Source organism: Asaia prunellae JCM 25354 (assembly GCF_000613885.1).
GTDB classification, from domain to species: domain Bacteria; phylum Pseudomonadota; class Alphaproteobacteria; order Acetobacterales; family Acetobacteraceae; genus Asaia; species Asaia prunellae.
Window position 1 is genome coordinate 189183 of sequence record NZ_BAJV01000001.1, and the last position, 18718, is coordinate 207900.

Below are 18718 nucleotides of genomic sequence, written 5' to 3' on the forward strand. Positions count from 1 at the left end.
TCAGAGGTTCTGAAAGACAATATACCCTGCCACGAGGAAAATGAGACCTGCAAAAACCAGTTTCAAAGTGGAACCGGAACCTTTGCCAAGCTTTCGCGCCAACCAGGTACCCGCCAAGGAACCAGCTACACCACCTGTGATGAACCATCCGGCAAGCGGCCAGTCAACAAGACCTGAGAACGCGTAACTGACCGCAGTCGTAACACCAAATGCTGCTACCGCCACCAGCGAGGTACCAACCGCATTAAGCACTGGCATATGGGTGGCAGCCATCAGCGCGGGCACGATCAGAAAACCACCACCAATACCGAAGAAGCCGGAAAGTCCTCCCGTACAGAGACCGAACAGCCCGACCTTCCAGACATTGTCACGATTGCACGCCGCACCGGGTATGCCTTCGTCATGGCGCCCCCTGATCATGGCAACGCCAACCAGTACCATCAAAACGGAAAAAAGCAGCAACAGACGCTGCCCGTCTACCGCCTTGCCCAACTGCGCGCCCAGCGCTGCCCCCATCATTCCTGCCGGGGCGAAAAACCCTGCACAACGCCATTTGACGGTATGCTCCTTCGCATGACTCACCAGCCAGCAAGCGCATTCACTGCTACGGCAAAGGCACTGGTCCCGATGGCGACATGCGGATTACGCACCCCTACAGCATAAATCAGCAAGGGCACGGCAAGGATCGAGCCTCCTCCACCGATCAGGCCGAGAACCAACCCGACAAGACTGCCTGACGCAAGGGCAGGCAGAAGAGGAGTCTCGATCATGAAACGTGATCAGCCTTTGCTCTTTCTGGCAGGACGCACGAACAGCTCACGCCCGCGCAGCATGAAATCCCAGTAAAGACGAGGCATGACCTTCTCTTTCAGGAACCAAGCAAGACGGGTAGGTTTCTTGCCGTCCAGAATCCAGCCCGGCAGAGTCGACAACAGCTTGCCGCCATAACCGAATTCGGCAAGTACGATCTTGCCACGCTCGACGGTCAACGGGCATCCACCATAGCCATCATAAGCATAATCCAGCTTGCGACCTGAAAGCTGGGCAATGAGGTTTTCGACCACCACAGGGGCCTGTTTGCGCGCTGCAGCGGCGGTTTTGGCATTGCTTGTCCCGGCGACATCACCAACAGCGAAAACATTCGGGAACACGGTGTGCTGCAGCGTATCGGGATGAACGGAAACGAACCCGTCCTGGCCGGCCAGGGAAGACGACTTGATCACATCGGGCGCGGTCTGGGGCGGCACAACATGCAGCATGTCGAAACTGCGCTCAACACGTTCGACTCCGTTATCGGTCGTACGCTCGAATGTAGCAATCTTCCTGTCGCCATCGACCGCGACAAGGCGTGATCTGAGTGTCAGATCGATACTGTATCCCTTGATGTAATCCATCAGCGCCGGCACGAAATCAGCCACGCCGAACAGACTTGGCGTGGCCGTGTCGAATGCAACCTGAACACGTCCAAGTACGCCCCGGCGACGCCAGGCATCGCAGGCCAGATACACCGCTTTCTGGGGCGCACCGGCACATTTGATCGGCATGGGCGGCTGGGTAAAGAGAGCAGTTCCCTCATCAAGCCCGCTAACCAGTTCCCAGGTATAGGGGGCCAGGTCGTAGCGGTAATTGGAGGTTACACCATTCCTGCCAAGTGTTTCGGTCAGACCCGGGATCGCAGCCCAATCAAGCTTCAGCCCCGTAGCAACAATAAGTGCGTCATACAGGATTTCACTGCCGTCACCGAGCGCGACCCGGCTCTGCTCGGGATTGAACGCCGTCACGGCCTGACGGATCCAGCTCGCACGCGCCGGGATAAGCCCCACTTCTGAGCGGCGCGTATCCTTTGCCTCGAATACCCCACCACCGACCAGCGTCCAGCCCGGCTGATAATAATGCTCGGTAGAGGCTCTATCACAGCTACCAGCAATTCGGGTCGGCGACGCAGCAGGCTCGCGGCACAGGCCAGGCCACCAGCCCCACCCCCGACAACCACCACATCAAAACGCTGGTTTTTGTGTGCAGGTTCTTCAGACTGGGCGGAGGCCAGTTCGAACAGATCGGACGCACGACGACCTGAACGGCAGTAAGCCAGAATTTTTCCGGTATTGTCCGGTCCGATCATTTCGGCCAGTGTCTGCCGCATGACTGTAACACTATGGGCATCGGGCGTCGTACCCATGCGTACCGGAATATAGGCAAAAGCGAGTCCGCTTTTTTCTGCAGCGACGCCCAGAGCCGCTACACCCGGCTGATCCTTTTCCTCGTCATCAGGACGAACGGAGATGATGGCGGTAAACCCCTGCTCCTTGAGCGCTGGCAGGTCTTCTACCTGAATCTGGGGCGAAACGGCGAAGTGTGCCGTAAGGAAGCGATGGGACATGAGCATGACTCTCTCTTGTCAGACTGTTTTATTGATGAGCGTGGCCGGGCCTAAAGCGTGTCCAGTGGTATTTTTATGTAGCGCGTACCGTTCTCTTCCGGTTCCGGCAGACGCCCACCTCGCATATTGATCTGAACTGACGGCATGATGAGATTAGGCAAGGACAATGTCGCATCACGTTTCGTACGCATCGCCACGAATTCGTCTTCACTCACCCCGTCATGAACATGCAGATTGCTGTCGCGCTGGGCACCAATCGTTGTTTCCCAGGCGTAGAAATCGCGTCCCGGCGCCTTGTAATCATGACAAAGGAACAACCTTGTTTCACGTGGCAAAGAGAGAAGACGCCTGATCGAACGATAGAGCTGTCTTGCATCGCCACCAGGAAAATCAGCGCGTGCTGTACCGAAATCAGGCATAAACAATGTGTCGCCGATAAAGGCGGCATCACCGATCACGAAAGCCATATCCGCCGGAGTATGACCTGGCACGTGAAGGGCCATCGCCTCGATTTCACCAATTCTGAAAACGTCACCATCCCTGAACAGATGATCGAATTGCGAGCCATCCCGGGCAAAACGCGTACCAGCATTGAAGATTTTGCCGAAAACCTCCTGTACACGCGTGATTTCCGCACCAATTGCCAGCCTGCCACCAAGTTGCTCCTGCAACCAGGGCGCTGCTGACAGATGATCGGCATGAGCATGTGTCTCAAGTTGCCAGACAACCGTCAGATTTTCATTTTTTATGAAATCAACAAGCGCCTGCGCGCTCTCCGATGAGGTACGACCCGAGGCCGGATCGTAATCGAGCACGCTGTCAATGACAGCCGCCTCACGACATTCAGGATCATACACAACATGAGAAGCCGTAAACGTAGCCTCGTCAAAGAAGCTTCTGACCATCGGCCTGCGCAACACGCCATCATGTGTGTCACCTATCAGCTTTGTGGCCTGGCCTATATGGACGTCATCCATGTCGCGCTCCTCACAATTTCATATTTTCATAATATGACATTTCTCTCTTTATGTAAAAATGATAATGTCCTGGGTCAAGAACTGCTTTCTTAAAGAGAGGACATCCCGTGCAGGACGCGTTGCCTATCTTGCCTCTTCAACTCGGATCGAAAGCGCCAAATTTTCGCGCCCGCACAACACAGGCGTCGTGACTCTGGGCGATTTTCGCGGGCGCTGGATTGTGCTTTTCTCTCATCCGGCAGATTTTACCCCTGTATGCACCAGTGAATTTATTGCTTTCGCCAATGCACAGGACGATTTTGACGCCCTCGACTGTCAGCTGCTCGGTCTTTCTGTTGATAGCCTGCCTTCACATCTTGCCTGGCTTGATGCCATCAGACGGGAACTGGGCGTGACCATACGCTTTCCGGTGATCGAAGACCCGTCCATGGCAATCGCGCGCGCTTATGGCATGCTTGATCAGTCTGCGGAAAACAGCAGTACGGTACGATCGAGCTTCATTATTGATCCTGCAGGCAACATCCAGTCCATTCTGGTTTATCCGCTTTCTGTGGGACGATCGGTTAAAGAAATCCTGCGTACGGTCAAAGCCCTGAAACACTCGGCTGAAAGCAGCATGCTGACCCCTGAAAGCTGGGAGCCCGGCAAGCCTCTCTTCGAACCGTCATCCTGCACTTTTGACAAAGTCTCGATGCAGGATTCGGCACTCTGGTTTTATCGGCTCAAGGAGGATAGAAAATGAAGAACAACAGCAAAGAAAGCTTTGCTTCCCTTCTGGAACGGCTGCGTCTTTATAATCAGGCACAACGCCTGACCATCCTCTCCTGTCTCTGTGCACAGCCCCGATCGGTTTCTGAAATCGAACGGGAGACCCAGATTGGTCAGCCGGCACTGTCACAGCAACTGGGAGAGCTGAGGCGGGCCGGTATAGTCGCAGCAAAACGCTCAGCGCGCGAAGTTATCTATGATTTTGCCTCATCGCTGGAAAAACACAGAGCTCAGATCATTCTGTCCCTGTTGTCTGGCGAGATAAAAGCGCCTCAGCCAATGACAGGCGCCTCACCTCACATCGGAGCACAATTTGCCACGATCATCAGCGAGGGACAGCCTGACGCCTAGTCTTTAGAGGATCAGGAGTTTTCCGGAACTGGCTGATCACATGGTCCCGGAACGATTGGAGAATCGCTCTGGGACCGACCATTCCGTCAGGACAGGGATTCTGACAATGCCTGCCGGCTATCAGAGACCCCTCGTCAGAATCAAATTGCCACAATACCCTGAATGAAGTGATGCAGGACATTCACGCTTGCACCAATCTCCCCTTCGGTCGCCAGACGCAGCGCCGGAGCCACAGGCGATTCATACGGTGCAGAGATACCTGTAAATTCCGCAATCCTGCCAGCACGAGCCGCTGCGTAAAGCCCCTTGGGGTCCCGGGTCTCACATAATTCAAGCGCTGCATCGATGTGAACTTCATGGAAGCCCTGCCCTATGATCTGCGCCGCCTGGGCGCGATCCTCAGCCAGAGGCGAAACCAGCGCAACAATCACAACCTGCCCGCTCTCGGCCAGAATGCGGGCGACATGTGCCGTACGGCGAATATTTTCACGACGATCAGCTGCAGAAAACCCGAGATCGCTGCATAATCCGGCACGCAACGTATCACCATCGAGAACCGTGGTGCGTAGCCCCTTCTTGACCAGTTCCGCTTCTGCCGCGCGTGCAATGGTGCTCTTGCCCGAGCCAGGCAGGCCAGTCAGCCAGAAGACAGCCCCTTCGTGACCATGCAGATCACGACGCTCGCTTGCTGTTACCTTGCTGGCGGTCGGGTGAATAGCATGCGCGCCTTCGGGAAGTTCCGCAGCACCGAGCAGCGGCGCGCCGCCTACAATACGCTGGAAACGATCGACCAGCACGCCACGACCATCATTGTAGCCCGGAGCAAACGGGTCAAACAGAATGGCGTGAGACGTTGTCAGCGTGATCTCGGCAAAACCATCCGGCGGCACTTCGTCCCCCGGAGAGAGCGTCAGATCGTCGAGATTCACCACAGCATCAATAGAAGCTACCGTCACATCATGCTCGGCGGTCGCCAGTCGAAGGGTAAAGCTCTCACCTACACGCAGCGGATCGCCGCGCAACCAGAACAGACGAGTACGAATGCGAGCCGCACGGATCGGCGCTTGCCAGCCTCATGCGCATGGAAAAGCAGATCACCACGATCAGGAACGAGATCAGGTTCAAGACGCAGGGCAATCGATTCACCCGCACCCGCAACAGGATTTTCAGGCGCATGCCAGCGGCAGATTTCAGCTACCGTCGCCTGCTGCCCCTGCAATCCGATCATGATGCGATCCCCTGCTCGGATCACACCACGCTCAATGCGCCCGGCAACATAGCGCACATCATCGAAGCGATAGACATCCTGTACTGGCATACGGAAATCGAGTGCAAGACGCGAGGCCGGGGCTGGCACCGCTGCAAGTGCCTCGACCAGCGTTGGGCCAGCATACCAAGGCGCACGCTCGGAGCGGCTGGCAATGTTATCGCCATCGCGGGCCGAGGCCGGAACAAAGGCCTCGACCGTGATTTCAAGACGCCCCAGAAGATCGCGCACATCACGCTCAGCCTGAGCGATCTTCGTCTGGTCGAAATCAAGCAGATCGGACTTGTTCAGCAGAACGATGACATGACGAATACCGATCAGGCGCAGCAGCATGGCATGACGACGCGTCTGTTCCTGCGCGCCCTCGAGCGCATCAACCACCAGAACGGCAGCCTCGGCATCGGCAGCACCTGTAATCATGTTGCGCAGGAACTGACGGTGGCCCGGCGCATCGACAATCACGAATTCACGCCCGCCCAGATGGAACGGAATACGCGTGGAATCGACGGTCACGCCCTGATCGCGCTCGATCTGGAGGGAGTCGAGCAGGAAGCTCCATTCGACAGCCAGGCCACGCTTGCGGCTGCTCTCGACAATCTGCGCAAGCTTGCCATCCTGCAAGCTGTCGGTGTCGTAGAGCAGACGCCCGATCAGCGTCGACTTGCCATGATCGACATGGCCGACGATGACGATCGGTGTGGCGGCGGCCGCAGCGAGGCGGGAAGATCGTTGGTGGTCATGGTATCGCCCATAGCTCAGAGATAGCCCGCAACACGCAGACGCTCGAAAGCGTCTTCGGATTCATGGTCCATGGCGCGACCGGCGCGCTCGGAGGTCTTGCTGTTTTCCAGCTCGGCAATGACTTCGGCCAAAGTCGAGGCATTGCTGTCGATCGGGCTCGTGATGTCCTGATCACCCAGAGAACGATACCGCTTGCCGTTTCTGGCAAAATACAGATCAACCAGCGGAATGTTCTCGCGCTCGATATAGCGCCAGATATCGATCTCACGCCATGAGAGCAGCGGATGCACGCGGATATGCATGCCGTCTTCATAAGGCGTAGCGTACTGGTCCCAGAATTCAGGGGGCTGGTTGCGCACATCCCATCGATGACCCGCACCGCGAGGACTGAACACGCGCTCCTTGGCACGCGTTGCTTGCTCGTCGCGACGGATACCGGCAATAACGCCGCGCAGCTTGTGCTTTTCGATCAGACTCGCCAGACCAGCCGTCTTGCGTGCAGCAGAGCGTGCTGCGGGCGGCAGGGAGGGATCGATTTCCTCAACCGGCGGGCAATCACCCAGCATCAGATCGAGATTCCATTTCTTCGTGTATTCCTCACGAAAGGCATACATCTCGGGAAATTTCTTGCCGGTATCGACATGCATGACCGGAAAGGGCACACGACCCATAAAGGCCTTGCGTGCCAGCCAGACCATGACATTGCTGTCCTTGCCCAGAGACCAGAGCAGCGAAAGCGGACGAAGCTTGCGATAGGCTTCACGCAGCACGAAAATGCTCTGCGCCTCGAGCTGATCGAGATCGTCCATGACGCGGGGGGACGCCAAACTCATGTTATGCTCCGTTATCGCGCAGGCAGGTGAATGCCGCATTCGGTTTTGGTCTGACCGGCCCAGCGACCGGCTCTGGGATCCTCGCCTTCCGCCACGGCACGTGTGCACGGCGCACAGCCGATGGAACGGAAGCCGAGGGCGGTCAAAGGGTGGCGTGGCAGGGCTCGGCGAGTCATTTCCGCCTCGATCTGCGCACCCGTCCAGGCTGCAAGAGGATTGATCTTGGCCCGTCCGTCATCGAGCGGTTCGAATACTGGCATGGCGGCACGGGTCGCAGCCTGACCGCGCTTGCGCCCCGTAATCCACGCATCGAAATCGTTCAAAGCGGCGTCCATCGGCTCCACCTTGCGCAGGGCGCAGCAGGCATCGGGATCGAAATCGGCCAGCATATCCTGTGGGTCGCGATCATGCAGGGCCTTGTCGCTGGGCCCGACGGAACGCAGATTGGTCAGGCCCAGAAAGTCGGCCAGCTCGTCACGATAAGCTAATGTCTCAGGGAAATGACGTCGCGTTTCCAGAAAGAAAACAGGGAAATCTCCGTCAATTTCGGCAATCATTGCCAGAAGCAGTGCGGATTCGGCACCAAAAGACGAGACGAGCGCAACGCGCCCGTGAAGCAGTTCCATGGCATGCGCCAGCAGCCTGTCTTCAGGAATCTCTTCGAGGATCTGCCGTTCTGTCCGGGTCAGGGCCATGACTGAATAAATCCACACCAATTGATCGCTTATTGCGACAATATGCCCGACATAATAGCTCAGACCGCGACGTGCAATGGGTAATCTACGAACTTCACGCTTCTTGATGGTGAATTAAGCGCCGGTGATTGATCACCTCTCCCACCAGTGTGAGCGCCGGACTGACGATCCCACGCTCAATAACCAACGTCGGCAGGGTAGCCAATGTTGCGACATGAACGCGCTGGTCGTGCCTTGTGCCCTGCTCGATAACAGCAGCTGGCCATTCAGGCGGCAGGCCATGGGCCATCAGCTGGGCACAAAGATCAGCCATGGGGGCAAGCCCCATATAGATAGCAAGGGTCTGACCCTTCTTCGCCAGACTGGTCCAGTCGAGATTGAGCGTTCCATCGGCACGTGCATGGCCGGTCACAAAAATGCAGCTCTGCGCACAATCACGATGGGTCAGCGGGATTCCCGCAGCGGCCCCGCAGCCACTGGCCGCCGTGATGCCAGGGATGACGCGCACTGTCACGCCCGCATCGACCAGCGCCTCCATCTCCTCGCCGCCACGCCCGAAAATGAACGGATCGCCACCCTTGAGACGCAGCACCCGCTCACCCGCTTTGGCACGCCTGATCAGCTCCTCATTGATCCCGTCCTGAGGCAAAGTGTGCTTGCTGCGCTTTTTGCCCACGAACACACGCTCGGCGTCACGACGCACACGATCCATGATCGCCGGAGGGATCAGCTGATCATACAGCACGGAATCCGCATTTGACATCAGGCGCAAGGCAGCCAGTGTGAGCAGGTCCGGGTCACCCGGCCCGGCCCCCACAAGCCAGACCTCTCCTTGCATGGGGGCGCCTGTGAGAGCGTCTTCCAGACTCTGGCGGGCAGCCATGTCATCGCCTTGCAAAGCCTGCTCGGCTCCACGGCCATCAACAAAATTCTCCCATGCCCGACGACGGATCTGCGTGTCAGGCTGGGCCTGTTTGATCCAGGCGCGCTGGGCCTGCATGAAACGAGCGAGACGGGACAGCCCATCAGGCAAGAGTGCTTCGATCTGGGTTCGAAGGCGACGCGCAAGAACCGGTGCGGCCCCATTGGTTGAGATGGCAATCTGCACAGGGGTGCGGTCAATTATAGCCGGGGTGATGAAGCTGGAAGGCTCGGGATCATCGACAACGCAGATAGCCACGCGCAATGATTGTGCCATCGCCGCAATCGTCCGGTTGAGCGCAAAATCACCAGTTGCGGCAAAAACCAGCCGCATTCCGGGCATAAGGCCTGCAAGCGTATCAGGCGCAATCTCGTCACCAAGATGGGTAACCCGTCCGGATGCCACTTCCTGTGCGATCTCGTGATCGTCGATCTGCCCCAGAACCGCAATGTCCGGACAGCGCCCGAGAAGAAGGCGCAACTTGTTTGCGGCTACTTGTCCGCCCCCGATGACGAGAGTGCGCGCGTCATCCAGACGCATGGCAATAGGGAGATAGGTCGCTTCCTTGATCATAATCCATCTATGGCGTGCCCTCCCGCAATCGCCAAGATACAGCAGCATCCGGAGACAGATACTTCGGGCTCACTTGTAAGAAACCACACGAAAATGTCGGCTGGGCAGCTTCGGCAAGCCTGTTAGCATACCCACAAAATGAGCCGCGATGAGAAGGAATTCGCAATGTCCGACCCTGTCCTGTTTTCTCTCAAAGGGCGGCGCGCCCTGATCACCGGTGCATCACGCGGAATCGGCTTTACCCTGGCGCAGGGTCTGGGAAGTTTCGGCGCCGAGATCATTCTGAACGGTCGTCAGGCTGGGGCTCTGGATGCAGCGCGTGCCCGACTTGAACAGGAAGGCATTGCGACGCGCGGCAGCGTATTCGACGTCACGGATCAGGATCAGGTCATGGCAGGAATCGAGGCCATAGAAAAGGAAGGACCGATTGATATCCTGATCAATAATGCCGGCATCCAGTTCCGTTCGTCGCTTGATCAGTTCCCCCGCAATGAATGGGACCGGTTGATCTCGACCAATCTCAGTTCTGTGTTTTTCGTCGCCCAGGCGGTTTCACGCCACATGATCGCGCGCAATCGCGGCAAGATCATCAATATCTGCTCGGTTCAAAGTGAACTCGCCCGCCCTGGAATTGCGCCCTATACGGCCACGAAAGGGGCTGTGAAGATGCTGACAAAAGGGATGGCAACCGACTGGGCGCGGCACGGGCTGCAAATCAATGGTCTCGCCCCGGGGTATTTTGAAACCGAGATGAACGCAGCTCTTGTCGCCGACCAGGCGTTCTCATCCTGGTTGTGTCAGCGTACCCCTGCCGCCCGGTGGGGCAAAAGTGAGGAGCTGATTGGCGCCGCCGTGTTCCTGGCCTCGGATGCCTCAAGCTTTGTCAATGGCCATATTCTGACTGTTGACGGCGGTCTGACGGCCTCTGTCTAGCGACGTTGCCCATCGACGGAGAACCGTAATTACAAGGAAGAATGCTGCATAAAATATAAAGAACTGCGAACCGCCATTGAAACGAGCCGCAACATATCATCCATATCTGTTGGTCAAGACTCATTGTACGCAGTCTGTTGCGGCTTTTCAGGAAAACAGCTCCCGAAAAGCCATCAGCCTATACATCACCTAGCTCGGGTCATTTACCCTCATTTCCTCACGGGATCTGAACCAGAATTCTCCATTCAGAGCAATGGTTTCTGAGTACAGGGGTAAGCCCACTTTCATTCTTTTGCGGAAACAATATCTCTTACTCATTCAAACTTTGTTATCATATAACATATTAGTTTTTTCCCTCAATAAAGATAAATCCATAATATAGATTTATAAAAAATAATGAGGTTAATATAATGGCTCTTCCTCAACTCGACGAACAAGCTGTAGGCTTGCCAACAATCGGAACCTACGAAGTACAGTATACAATACTCGCTGATGCTCCATATAATCAGAGTGCCGCAAACGCGAAACTAACCAAGATAACTTACAATGCAGATGGAACATTTACAATCGATGGCGTCACGCGTTCTGTGCAGTACATACTGAAGACATCAATTGGCCCCTATAGCCCGTCTTATCCGGTTATGATGATAAAGGCGACTGGAGGCGCGAATATCCTGCTTGCTGCACCAGGCTTTGATTTGTCCAAATGGATATTTGTCATGCCAACCATGGGAAGTTTTCAGACTACGGTTAGCATGTCTTACAATGCACCCAACGCAACAGCAGCCGAGAAGAGCACATACTCTCGCGGCATGTATGCAGGCGTTGCAGGATGGACAGGCAAATGTTTTCTTGCCGGGGCATTGATTGCGACACCCAAAGGGCAGGTTCCCGTAGAAGAACTGAGCGCTGGTGACGAAATACTATGCTTTGATTGCGAAGGAAACAAATCCGTGTCCATTATAGATTATGTCTATAATGGAAAAAATCAGAACTGGTTCCCGGATTTGAATACTGAATCATGCCCTGTAATAATAAAAGAAAATGCACTTGCTGACGGCATTCCGAATTCTGACCTTACTGTCACACCAGAACATTGTATTTTTATAGATGATTTTTTCGTTCCTGTCAGGATGCTGGTTAACGGGAACAGCATCTACTATGACAAATCGAAAACAGATTATGAATATTACCATATTTACCTAAAAAATCATTCTATTATCGAGCTAATGGCCTTCGTACTGAAAGATATCTGAATGACAATTCAGGATTCTTCGAAGAAGATGTTCTTTATCAGAATAATATAAAACATGAGTGGAACATTAACTCAGCCGCAAATCTGAACACATCTGCGGAATTCGTTAAGCCAATATATTTCAGAATAATAGAACGAATCTCCATTGAACAAGGATCTGACAAAGGCAGAATGGAAGATAAGACCTCTATAAAAAATGATATTTCCCTGCTGGACCAAAGTGGTCAGGTTTTTGAGTGTTCACGAAAAAACGGCAATATACATATCTTCCATGTTCAAACTGACAGCCATGATATGGCCATCCAATCCAATGTGTTCGTTCCATGTGACGATATTGGCCCTTTCATTGATGATCGTCGCAACCTAGGGGCGCTTATCGGGAAAATTACAGTCTTTTCTGGTCAAGATTCCCATACCTACGATAAGCATTTACAAGAAGATGCGGTCGTAGGCTGGCACTCCAAAGAAAACACTCATAGTCGCTGGACGTCAGGAAGTGGTAAGCTTGAAGGTATCATAAGTAAGAAAGATAATTTTAATATTATTGCGATAGAGGTTCTATAGAAAATCCGGAATAAGGATTGACAGATATCTCATCGAGCCCAGATTATTGGGCTCGATGAGATATTGCAAATATCAATGCCCCCTGTAATTCGTAACGAATAATTGTATAATTTTTATTGAATAAATAAAAATATCAATATATCATATGACTTAATTTCGTTATTTGCGCTGGTTATTTTCATTATTATTGATGGATCGCTTTAAGGGCGTTACGGTATCTGATTGCCAAAGACCCTTGTTAGTCAGGCGTAAGAAGCTCATTTTCATTCACTGTTTACTACTTTACGCTCCTGACGCTATCATCACAGTCAGTTGCGCAGGCTTATCGGCTTCCATCCTGAAGACACCCGGCCTCCCTCTGAAAACCGGATCATACAACAGCAGGGTGGTCATTGTGATGCTGGCAAAGCAAGAAACTTCATACCCGCCTTGGGAACACCACGACTTTCATGATCATGTGCTGAAACCCCTGCGGGCGTTGTTCCCCGAAATCCGGTTTTCGCTTCTGTATATCAATAGCGGGCAACCCTGCCATGCTGACCCAAGCCGCACCGATCAGCCCGATCTTGCAGATTGGACCGATCACGACTGGGAAAAAGCCCTGCCTGAAGAGGGTACCCTTTCCTTTTCCGGCTGGTCTTTCTACCCATTCGGCATTCCTGCCTGCGGGGCGATCGCCATTGATGCAAAACGCGCAATGCTCCAGCCGCATCAGGACCGCGCCATTCAGGCCCAGGCCAGCCTTCTGGGCACTCTTGTGTCCAGAAGGCATCATGCACCTTCAGACACCCCCCAGAAAACCAACCCTGTATCAGGGAATGCGCAGGATCACCCCCCTCTGATCCAGCTTGGCTTCTTCTTGTGGAGCAGCAAGAGAAACAGGCTGACCGGGGATCCACGCATGGCAGCCTTGTGTGGACTGGATGCAGAAAGGCTCAGGCATGGCATTACGTGGGCCGAATTCTGTGCCTGTATTCATGAGCATGATCGTCCCGCACCGCATGAGCAACCAGTCAGGTGGATGATCGATTCCACCAGAGAGGGTATTCGTCTGTTTACCGCTCGGGAGCGGCTTTCGCGCGTTCATATCAGTGCCCAACGCCATGGAGAGGAATGCACCGGAACCGCCATAGATATCACCCACGAAGATCGTCTTGCACTCAGAACCAGCCAGTCTTTCATCAATTCGATACTGGTCAGTGCCAATGACTGCATCAAGATTCTTGATCTTGATGGTGTCATCACCTTCGTCAATCACGGTGCAGTACGCGTGCTCAATCTTTGTGCACCGTCAGATATGATCGGACTATACTGGCCTGACGTCTGGCAGGAGCGCGGCCGTTATCTGACCCTTGAGGCCATTGACGCAGCCCGAAGAGGCGAAACGAGTCATTTTCAGGAATATGTGGAGACCTCGGATGGCCGCACCCGTCTGTGGGATGTGGTCGTCGCCCCCATTCTGGGTGCCGATGGTCGTACTGAACGTATTCTGGGTGTCTCGCGCGACATGACAGTCGCCAACCAGGAGCATGAACGCCTGGAGCTTGCCCTCGAAGCAGGGACGATCATCGGTATGTGGCTCTGGAACGCCAGATACCAGCTCGTAACAGGCGATACGAGAATGGCAGAGACACTTGATCTGCCCCCGGAGCAGCTTGCAACCGGTCTCTCGCTTGTACGGTTGATGAAAGAGATATTATCCGAGGACCGCCCTGCTGTGAGAGCTGCCCTCGAAATGGCTCTTCATGAAAAGACACGTTTCCGCTGCGAATTCAGACTGCGTGACAAAGGCTTGCGGACCAGCCGCTGGGTCGAGGCGAATGGAGCACCTCGCTATGACCAGCATGGTGAACTCTGTCATTTCCCCGGTATCCTGCTCGATATCGATACCCCCAAACGACAGACACTCAAACGCGATGCCCTCGTCCTTTTCGGGGACGAGCTCAGAACGCTTTCTACCGCCGACGATATCCTTGAACTGACCGCGCGCACGATCGGTATCACGATTGAAGCCGATCGTTCAGGCTTTGCCGATGTCGATCATGAACGTGAACTTGCCCAGGTCACTGATAGCTGGCGACGGAATTCCTCGGTGCCGGATGCTTCTGGGCTCTACGCCTTTCGTGCGTTCGGCACTTATATCGATCTTCTCAAACGTGGTGAGGTCGTCGCGATCGACGACGTCAGAACCAGCCCTCTGACGACAGATCAGGCTGACTCGTTCATGCCGCTTCAGATCCGTGCCCTGCTTAATGTGCCGATCATGGAAAAAGGCATTCTGCAGGCAGTTGCCATCGTCCATTTCGCTCATCCGCACTGCTGGGACGAGATCACTCTCGCCTTTGTCCGGACCATAGCCGATCGCAGCTGGGCCGCCATACGTCAGGTACGCGCCCAGGAAGCACTGCGGCGCCTGAACGAAACGCTCGAAGAACAGGTGCTACGCCGCACCCGCGAACGCGACCGCCTCTGGGCTATCAGCACGGACCTCCTTGCCTTGATGGATCGTGATGGCCGACTGCGCTATCTCAATCCCAGCTGGCAGAACTGTTTCGGCGACAAGGCGCGTGACTGGCTGGGGAGCAAGCTGGAACAGCTCGTTCACCCTGATGATATCCTCCGCGCCACCGAAGTTGTGGCACTTCTGAGCGAAGGACAACTCGATCATGGGGTAGATCTGCGTTTTCTCTGTCATGACGGCGCTTGGCACACTTTCAACTGGTCGGGGTCAATTGAGAGCGATGACATCTACCTGACCGGACGCGATGTTACCGATCGGATCGCCCTTGAGGATCAGCTGCGTCAATCTCAGAAAATGGAGCTGTCGGACAGCTGACCGGCGGTTTGGCCCATGATTTCAATAATATTCTAGCTGGAATTGGCGGAGCCCTTGACCTGCTCAGCCGACGCCTGGAACAGGGACGTACCGACGGTCTCGACCGTTATATTGTTGCTGCAAGAGGTGCAACAGACCGCGCTGCGGCGCTGACCCACCGTCTGCTCGCCTTTTCCCGTCGGCAGACACTTGATCCGCAACCTGCCGATATCAATGCGCTTATTTTCGGCATGCAGGACCTGATAGGTGGTACGGTCGGACCCGGGATTGTTCTCGACCTAAATCTCAGTGATGTCATTGGTCCTGCGCTGGTGGATACGAATCAGCTCGAGAACGCCCTGCTCAATCTTGCAATCAATGCGCGCGATGCCATGCCCGATGGCGGCACCCTGCGTATCGCAACGACACACACACAGCTCGACACGGTTCAGGCCAAGGAATGGGGGATACGTCCCGGCCTTTATCTGCTGCTTTCAATCACCGATACCGGTGTCGGCATGAGCGCCGATGTCATGGCGCGTGCTTTTGACCCCTTCTTCACGACCAAGCCACTTGGCAAGGGAACCGGTTTGGGACTGAGCATGATTTACGGTTTCGCCCGTCAGTCCGGCGGCAGGGTCAGCATCAGTTCCATCCCCGGTGCCGGGACATCCGTTCACATCTGGCTTCCCAGTCATGTGGCGGCCCTGCTCGAGACTTCGGCGTTACCAGAACGTGAGGCCGGCGGCGCTTCTCTGCGCAATCTCAGGGTTCTGCTCGTCGATGACGAAGAGACCCTGCGCTTTACCATTCGTGAAACTCTGGAAGAATGGGGAGCTATGGTTCAGGAGGTTGGCGATGGCGCAGCAGCCCTTGCTCTGCTCAACGATCAGGAGCGTCTTTTTGATGTCATGATCACTGATGTTGGCTTGCCGGGGGGGTTGAACGGAAGACAGCTGGCCGACGCAGCGCGCGAATTACGCTCCGGATTACCGGTCCTGTTCATCACGGGCTACGCCGAACAGGCCCTTTTCAATCGCGATGGTTCGGACGAGAAAATTCATATTCTCCCGAAGCCCTTCTCTACCGCCCATCTGGAAGAGAAACTCAGAGCCACGCTTGGTGGTCGCTGAGTTTCTGCATCACGGCTCTCAGGATACTGTCAGTGTCTCGCTCTTTCCCGAACCTTCCGGCTTCTCACCCCCTGGCTGCAACCCGGCCAGCCCTGTCACTTCAACAAAACGAGTCGGATAGGGCAGATGAATACCGCGAACTTCAAAGGCCTTCTTGAGACGACGATAGAATTCGCGCTGAACCGGCCAACGCCCTGCGGTCGTGGTGGGTAGCGTTCCACGTACTGTTACCGAAGTCTGGTTGAGGGAATCAACTCCCCACAACTGGAAATTATCGATGATCAGGGCACCGAAACGCTCTTCGGCCCGCATCTCGCCGTGATCTCATTGATCACTGCCACAACCTCATCCGTATCGGTTTCATACCCTGTCTCGGTCACGATCATCGCCCTGGCGAAATCACGATTGTAATTGATGATCTGGCCCAGCGAGCTGAAGGGGAAAATATTCATGGAGCCGTCGTTGGCACGCACGTGCACTGTACGCAGCGAGAGATGCTCAACGATACCATAAGTGCCGTTCAGGGTGACCGCATCGCCAACCGTCAGCGCATTTTCCATGAGCAGAAAGATACCATTGATAAAATCCTGCACCAGTTTCTGGGACCCGAAGCCCAGCGCCACACCAAAAATCGATGCACCAGCCAGCAACGGCGCCACATTCACCCCGATCTCGCTAAGAATCGTCAACCCGATTACCGTTACCAGAACAACCAGCAATACAATACGAATCATGGGCTGAAGTGTGCGCACACGAGCAAGCCGCGCCGCGCCGTCGTCCTGCGCCCCTACCTTGCGCGCATAACGCTCCAGAGTGATGTTACTGCCCTCCCAGACGAGTACACCCAGAAACAGGGCGATCAGCACTGTCATCGAAGAGGAAATCAGCCTGTATCCAAGACCGCCCACGCCAAACAGTGCTTTGATGGGCGCGCCCCATGCACTGGCAAGAGCGAGGACGGTCAAGGCAATGATGACCACAGACGTCACGCGCTGTGCAGGCGCGTAATACCGGGTAAAACGTGTCTGGGTATCCTCACCCAGAGCCACCCACCCCGGCGCGGTACGAAACACCCGTTCCAGCAATCCGTAAAGCACAATGCTGACAAACCGCATGATGACAAGCGCAATCGCACTGCGCAGGAACAGCTTCCAGATCGCAGCATAGCCATGATGGATCTCTGCAGCCCAGACCAGCCACAGGCCCATATCGAAGAACAAGGCTGCAATCCACCAGACCCGTCCGAACAGATGAAGCGAGCCAGCAGCCAACCCCTTCTTCTCACCCCGATCGCAAAAACGCATTACACGTCCGCGGCTCCGCATGATCATGACAGCAACCATGAGATGCAATACCAGGGTCACAATCTTGAGAAGCGCCTCGACGACATTGTCCGGCAGACCGCAATCATCCAGTGTTTCAAGCGCGGCGGCGGAAATACCTGTGGTAATCACCAGCAACCGGATCCAGTCGAACAGAAAGACCGAGGCGGAATCAGAAAGCATGGCCAGACGCAGCCACGGGCGCTTGGGCGCCAGAATGGTCCTGGCAGCCACGATCAGCCCGCCGGCAATCAGCGCTGTCAGACTCAAGGCCCGGAGCAGGGCCTCGGTTGTGTCATCGCCATCTGGATCAAACATGACCATCAGCAGGGCAATAAGCGGCACGACAAGTACGGGCAGACAGTCAAGCAGCAGACAAAAAATACTGTAGGGCAGACGCTTGAGTACTAGAAGCAGGCGAAAAAGAGCTCCCTGATGGCGCAGGCGTGAAAGGCGTTCCTTGTCCTTGCTCTCTTCTTCCTCGACCGTCACCTTATCAGGAGAAACGGTCGACGCCTCTCTCTCGACTGCCTCCTGAGCGGCTTGCCGATCGCCTCTTCCCTTGATGAACGCTGCATGACCCTTCCTGCGCGCCATCGCCTCGATCCGGCCACGCGGACCACGGAGCAGGAAACGAAGTGCATAGAACAGGGCCGTGCTGCTGCCGGCCAGAATGACAGCTCTCAGAAGCAGCTTGAGCGTTTTTTTCCGATCGCTCTCACTGTTACTCATATGGCGCCACCAGGGCTCAATGGCGCGCACATCGACAACCGTCCGCAAAAGCGTGTGCGCCTGGCCACTGACAGCGCGGCTCCAGTCAGTCGCACTCCCCAGTATCTCTGCACCAAGTCCGTCAGGCTTCAGTTTTGCCTGAGTACCGTGGGTACTCCCCTTTTGAGCCTGAGTCAGATTTTGCAGCGTCGTCAGAAATTCGCGACGCTTGGTCTCGTCATTCAGAACAGAAGCAAGCTGTCTGGCCTGTTCGGTCGTGATGCGTGGCACATCATTGCCGGTAGAGACCGTTTGCGCCTGCACAGGCTGGGTGACGCATAGCAGGATACCAAACAGCAGCGTCATGAATGCCGGAAACAGGGCACGGCACGATAACGCTCGGGAACGGGGCAGCATCAGGAAATTCCTTGCAGGAAACAGGACATGACAAACGCCCCTGCCTATGACGAGGGGCGCA

Annotated in this window: 13 protein-coding genes and 3 pseudogenes; 7 read left to right on the forward strand and 9 right to left on the reverse strand. The window is 55.2% G+C overall.

The genetic code is table 11. From position 1 onward, the window contains the following. The 3 genes and pseudogenes from JCM25354_RS15650 to JCM25354_RS00840 all read right to left on the reverse strand — a co-directional run bounded on the left by JCM25354_RS15650 (window position 1) and on the right by JCM25354_RS00840 (window position 3357). Window positions 1-770 (reverse strand): annotated as a pseudogene (locus JCM25354_RS15650) (sulfite exporter TauE/SafE family protein). Window positions 771-779: 9 nt separating this feature from the next. Further along, window positions 780-2380 (reverse strand): annotated as a pseudogene (locus JCM25354_RS15655) (beta-lactamase hydrolase domain-containing protein). Between the two features lie 50 nt (window positions 2381-2430). Then, window positions 2431-3357: an MBL fold metallo-hydrolase gene (locus JCM25354_RS00840; protein ID WP_025884601.1), complete on the reverse strand. Its 927-nt coding sequence runs from the start codon at window positions 3355-3357 to the stop codon at window positions 2431-2433. 187 nt (window positions 3358-3544) lie between these two features. Here JCM25354_RS00840 and JCM25354_RS15660 point away from each other — a divergent pair, with 187 nt between their 5' ends. Both JCM25354_RS15660 and JCM25354_RS00850 read left to right on the forward strand, forming a co-directional pair. Further along, the gene (locus tag JCM25354_RS15660; RefSeq protein WP_408734971.1) at window positions 3545-4099 is read left to right on the forward strand and encodes a peroxiredoxin; all 555 of its coding nucleotides are present in this window, start codon (window positions 3545-3547) and stop codon (window positions 4097-4099) included. After that, on the forward strand, window positions 4096-4476 hold the full coding sequence (locus tag JCM25354_RS00850) for an ArsR/SmtB family transcription factor (RefSeq protein ID WP_025884602.1): 381 nt from the start codon (window positions 4096-4098) through the stop codon (window positions 4474-4476). The genes JCM25354_RS15660 and JCM25354_RS00850 overlap by 4 nt, the downstream gene beginning before the upstream one ends. 140 nt (window positions 4477-4616) lie before the next feature. Here the strand turns inward: JCM25354_RS00850 and cysC are convergent. The 4 genes and pseudogenes from cysC to cysG all read right to left on the reverse strand — a co-directional run bounded on the left by cysC (window position 4617) and on the right by cysG (window position 9504). Next, a pseudogene (cysC, locus tag JCM25354_RS15665) lies at window positions 4617-6502 on the reverse strand (adenylyl-sulfate kinase). Beyond that, window positions 6499-7293, reverse strand: a complete 795-nt coding sequence (cysD, locus tag JCM25354_RS00860) for a sulfate adenylyltransferase subunit CysD (RefSeq protein ID WP_025884603.1) — start codon at window positions 7291-7293, stop codon at window positions 6499-6501. Before cysD ends, cysC begins: the two are co-directional and overlap by 4 nt. 35 nt (window positions 7294-7328) lie before the next feature. Then, window positions 7329-8012 carry a phosphoadenylyl-sulfate reductase gene (locus JCM25354_RS00865; RefSeq protein WP_025884604.1) on the reverse strand — a complete coding sequence of 228 codons (684 nt, stop codon included), beginning with the start codon at window positions 8010-8012 and terminating at the stop codon, window positions 7329-7331. Between the two features lie 94 nt (window positions 8013-8106). Then, window positions 8107-9504: a siroheme synthase CysG gene (gene cysG, locus JCM25354_RS00870; protein ID WP_025884605.1), complete on the reverse strand. Its 1398-nt coding sequence runs from the start codon at window positions 9502-9504 to the stop codon at window positions 8107-8109. Window positions 9505-9672: 168 nt separating this feature from the next. Between cysG and JCM25354_RS00875 the strand changes: the two genes are divergently transcribed. From JCM25354_RS00875 to JCM25354_RS15670, 5 genes are all read left to right on the forward strand, one after another. Next, window positions 9673-10440 (forward strand): SDR family oxidoreductase, encoded by a 768-nt coding sequence (locus JCM25354_RS00875; RefSeq protein ID WP_025884606.1) that lies wholly within the window; start codon window positions 9673-9675, stop codon window positions 10438-10440. Window positions 10441-10850: 410 nt separating this feature from the next. Next, on the forward strand, window positions 10851-11696 hold the full coding sequence (locus tag JCM25354_RS00880; RefSeq protein ID WP_025884607.1) for a Hint domain-containing protein: 846 nt from the start codon (window positions 10851-10853) through the stop codon (window positions 11694-11696). Window positions 11697-11866: 170 nt separating this feature from the next. Next, the gene (locus tag JCM25354_RS00885; protein WP_025884608.1) at window positions 11867-12259 is read left to right on the forward strand and encodes a hypothetical protein; all 393 of its coding nucleotides are present in this window, start codon (window positions 11867-11869) and stop codon (window positions 12257-12259) included. 457 nt (window positions 12260-12716) lie between these two features. After that, window positions 12717-15095, forward strand: a complete 2379-nt coding sequence (locus tag JCM25354_RS21500) for a PAS domain-containing protein (protein WP_199899870.1) — start codon at window positions 12717-12719, stop codon at window positions 15093-15095. Between the two features lie 8 nt (window positions 15096-15103). Further along, window positions 15104-16207 (forward strand): ATP-binding protein, encoded by a 1104-nt coding sequence (locus JCM25354_RS15670; RefSeq protein WP_051537144.1) that lies wholly within the window; start codon window positions 15104-15106, stop codon window positions 16205-16207. An 18-nt stretch (window positions 16208-16225) separates the two neighbouring features. On the opposite strand, the gene JCM25354_RS00900 is transcribed toward JCM25354_RS15670, so the two are convergent. Both JCM25354_RS00900 and JCM25354_RS00905 read right to left on the reverse strand, forming a co-directional pair. Next, entirely contained in the window at window positions 16226-16519 is a 294-nt protein-coding gene (locus JCM25354_RS00900; protein ID WP_025884610.1) for a mechanosensitive ion channel family protein, read from the reverse strand. Next, complete coding sequence (locus JCM25354_RS00905; protein ID WP_148301327.1) at window positions 16489-18657, reverse strand: mechanosensitive ion channel family protein; 2169 nt, start codon at window positions 18655-18657, stop codon at window positions 16489-16491. Before JCM25354_RS00905 ends, JCM25354_RS00900 begins: the two co-directional genes overlap by 31 nt. Window positions 18658-18718: the final 61 nt, after the last annotated feature.

What these genes read in the sequence shown, in the direction of transcription:
- JCM25354_RS00905 (WP_148301327.1), bottom strand. Translation starts at nt 18,657, where the DNA reads ATGCTGCCCCGTTCCCGAGCGTTATCGTGCCGTGCCCTGTTTCCGGCA.
- cysD (WP_025884603.1), bottom strand. Translation starts at nt 7,293, where the DNA reads ATGGACGATCTCGATCAGCTCGAGGCGCAGAGCATTTTCGTGCTGCGT.
- JCM25354_RS00850 (WP_025884602.1), top strand. Translation starts at nt 4,096, where the DNA reads ATGAAGAACAACAGCAAAGAAAGCTTTGCTTCCCTTCTGGAACGGCTG.
- JCM25354_RS00900 (WP_025884610.1), bottom strand. Translation starts at nt 16,519, where the DNA reads ATGCGGGCCGAAGAGCGTTTCGGTGCCCTGATCATCGATAATTTCCAG.
- JCM25354_RS00840 (WP_025884601.1), bottom strand. Translation starts at nt 3,357, where the DNA reads ATGGATGACGTCCATATAGGCCAGGCCACAAAGCTGATAGGTGACACA.
- JCM25354_RS00875 (WP_025884606.1), top strand. Translation starts at nt 9,673, where the DNA reads ATGTCCGACCCTGTCCTGTTTTCTCTCAAAGGGCGGCGCGCCCTGATC.
- JCM25354_RS00880 (WP_025884607.1), top strand. Translation starts at nt 10,851, where the DNA reads ATGGCTCTTCCTCAACTCGACGAACAAGCTGTAGGCTTGCCAACAATC.
- JCM25354_RS00865 (WP_025884604.1), bottom strand. Translation starts at nt 8,012, where the DNA reads ATGGCCCTGACCCGGACAGAACGGCAGATCCTCGAAGAGATTCCTGAA.
- JCM25354_RS00885 (WP_025884608.1), top strand. Translation starts at nt 11,867, where the DNA reads ATGGAAGATAAGACCTCTATAAAAAATGATATTTCCCTGCTGGACCAA.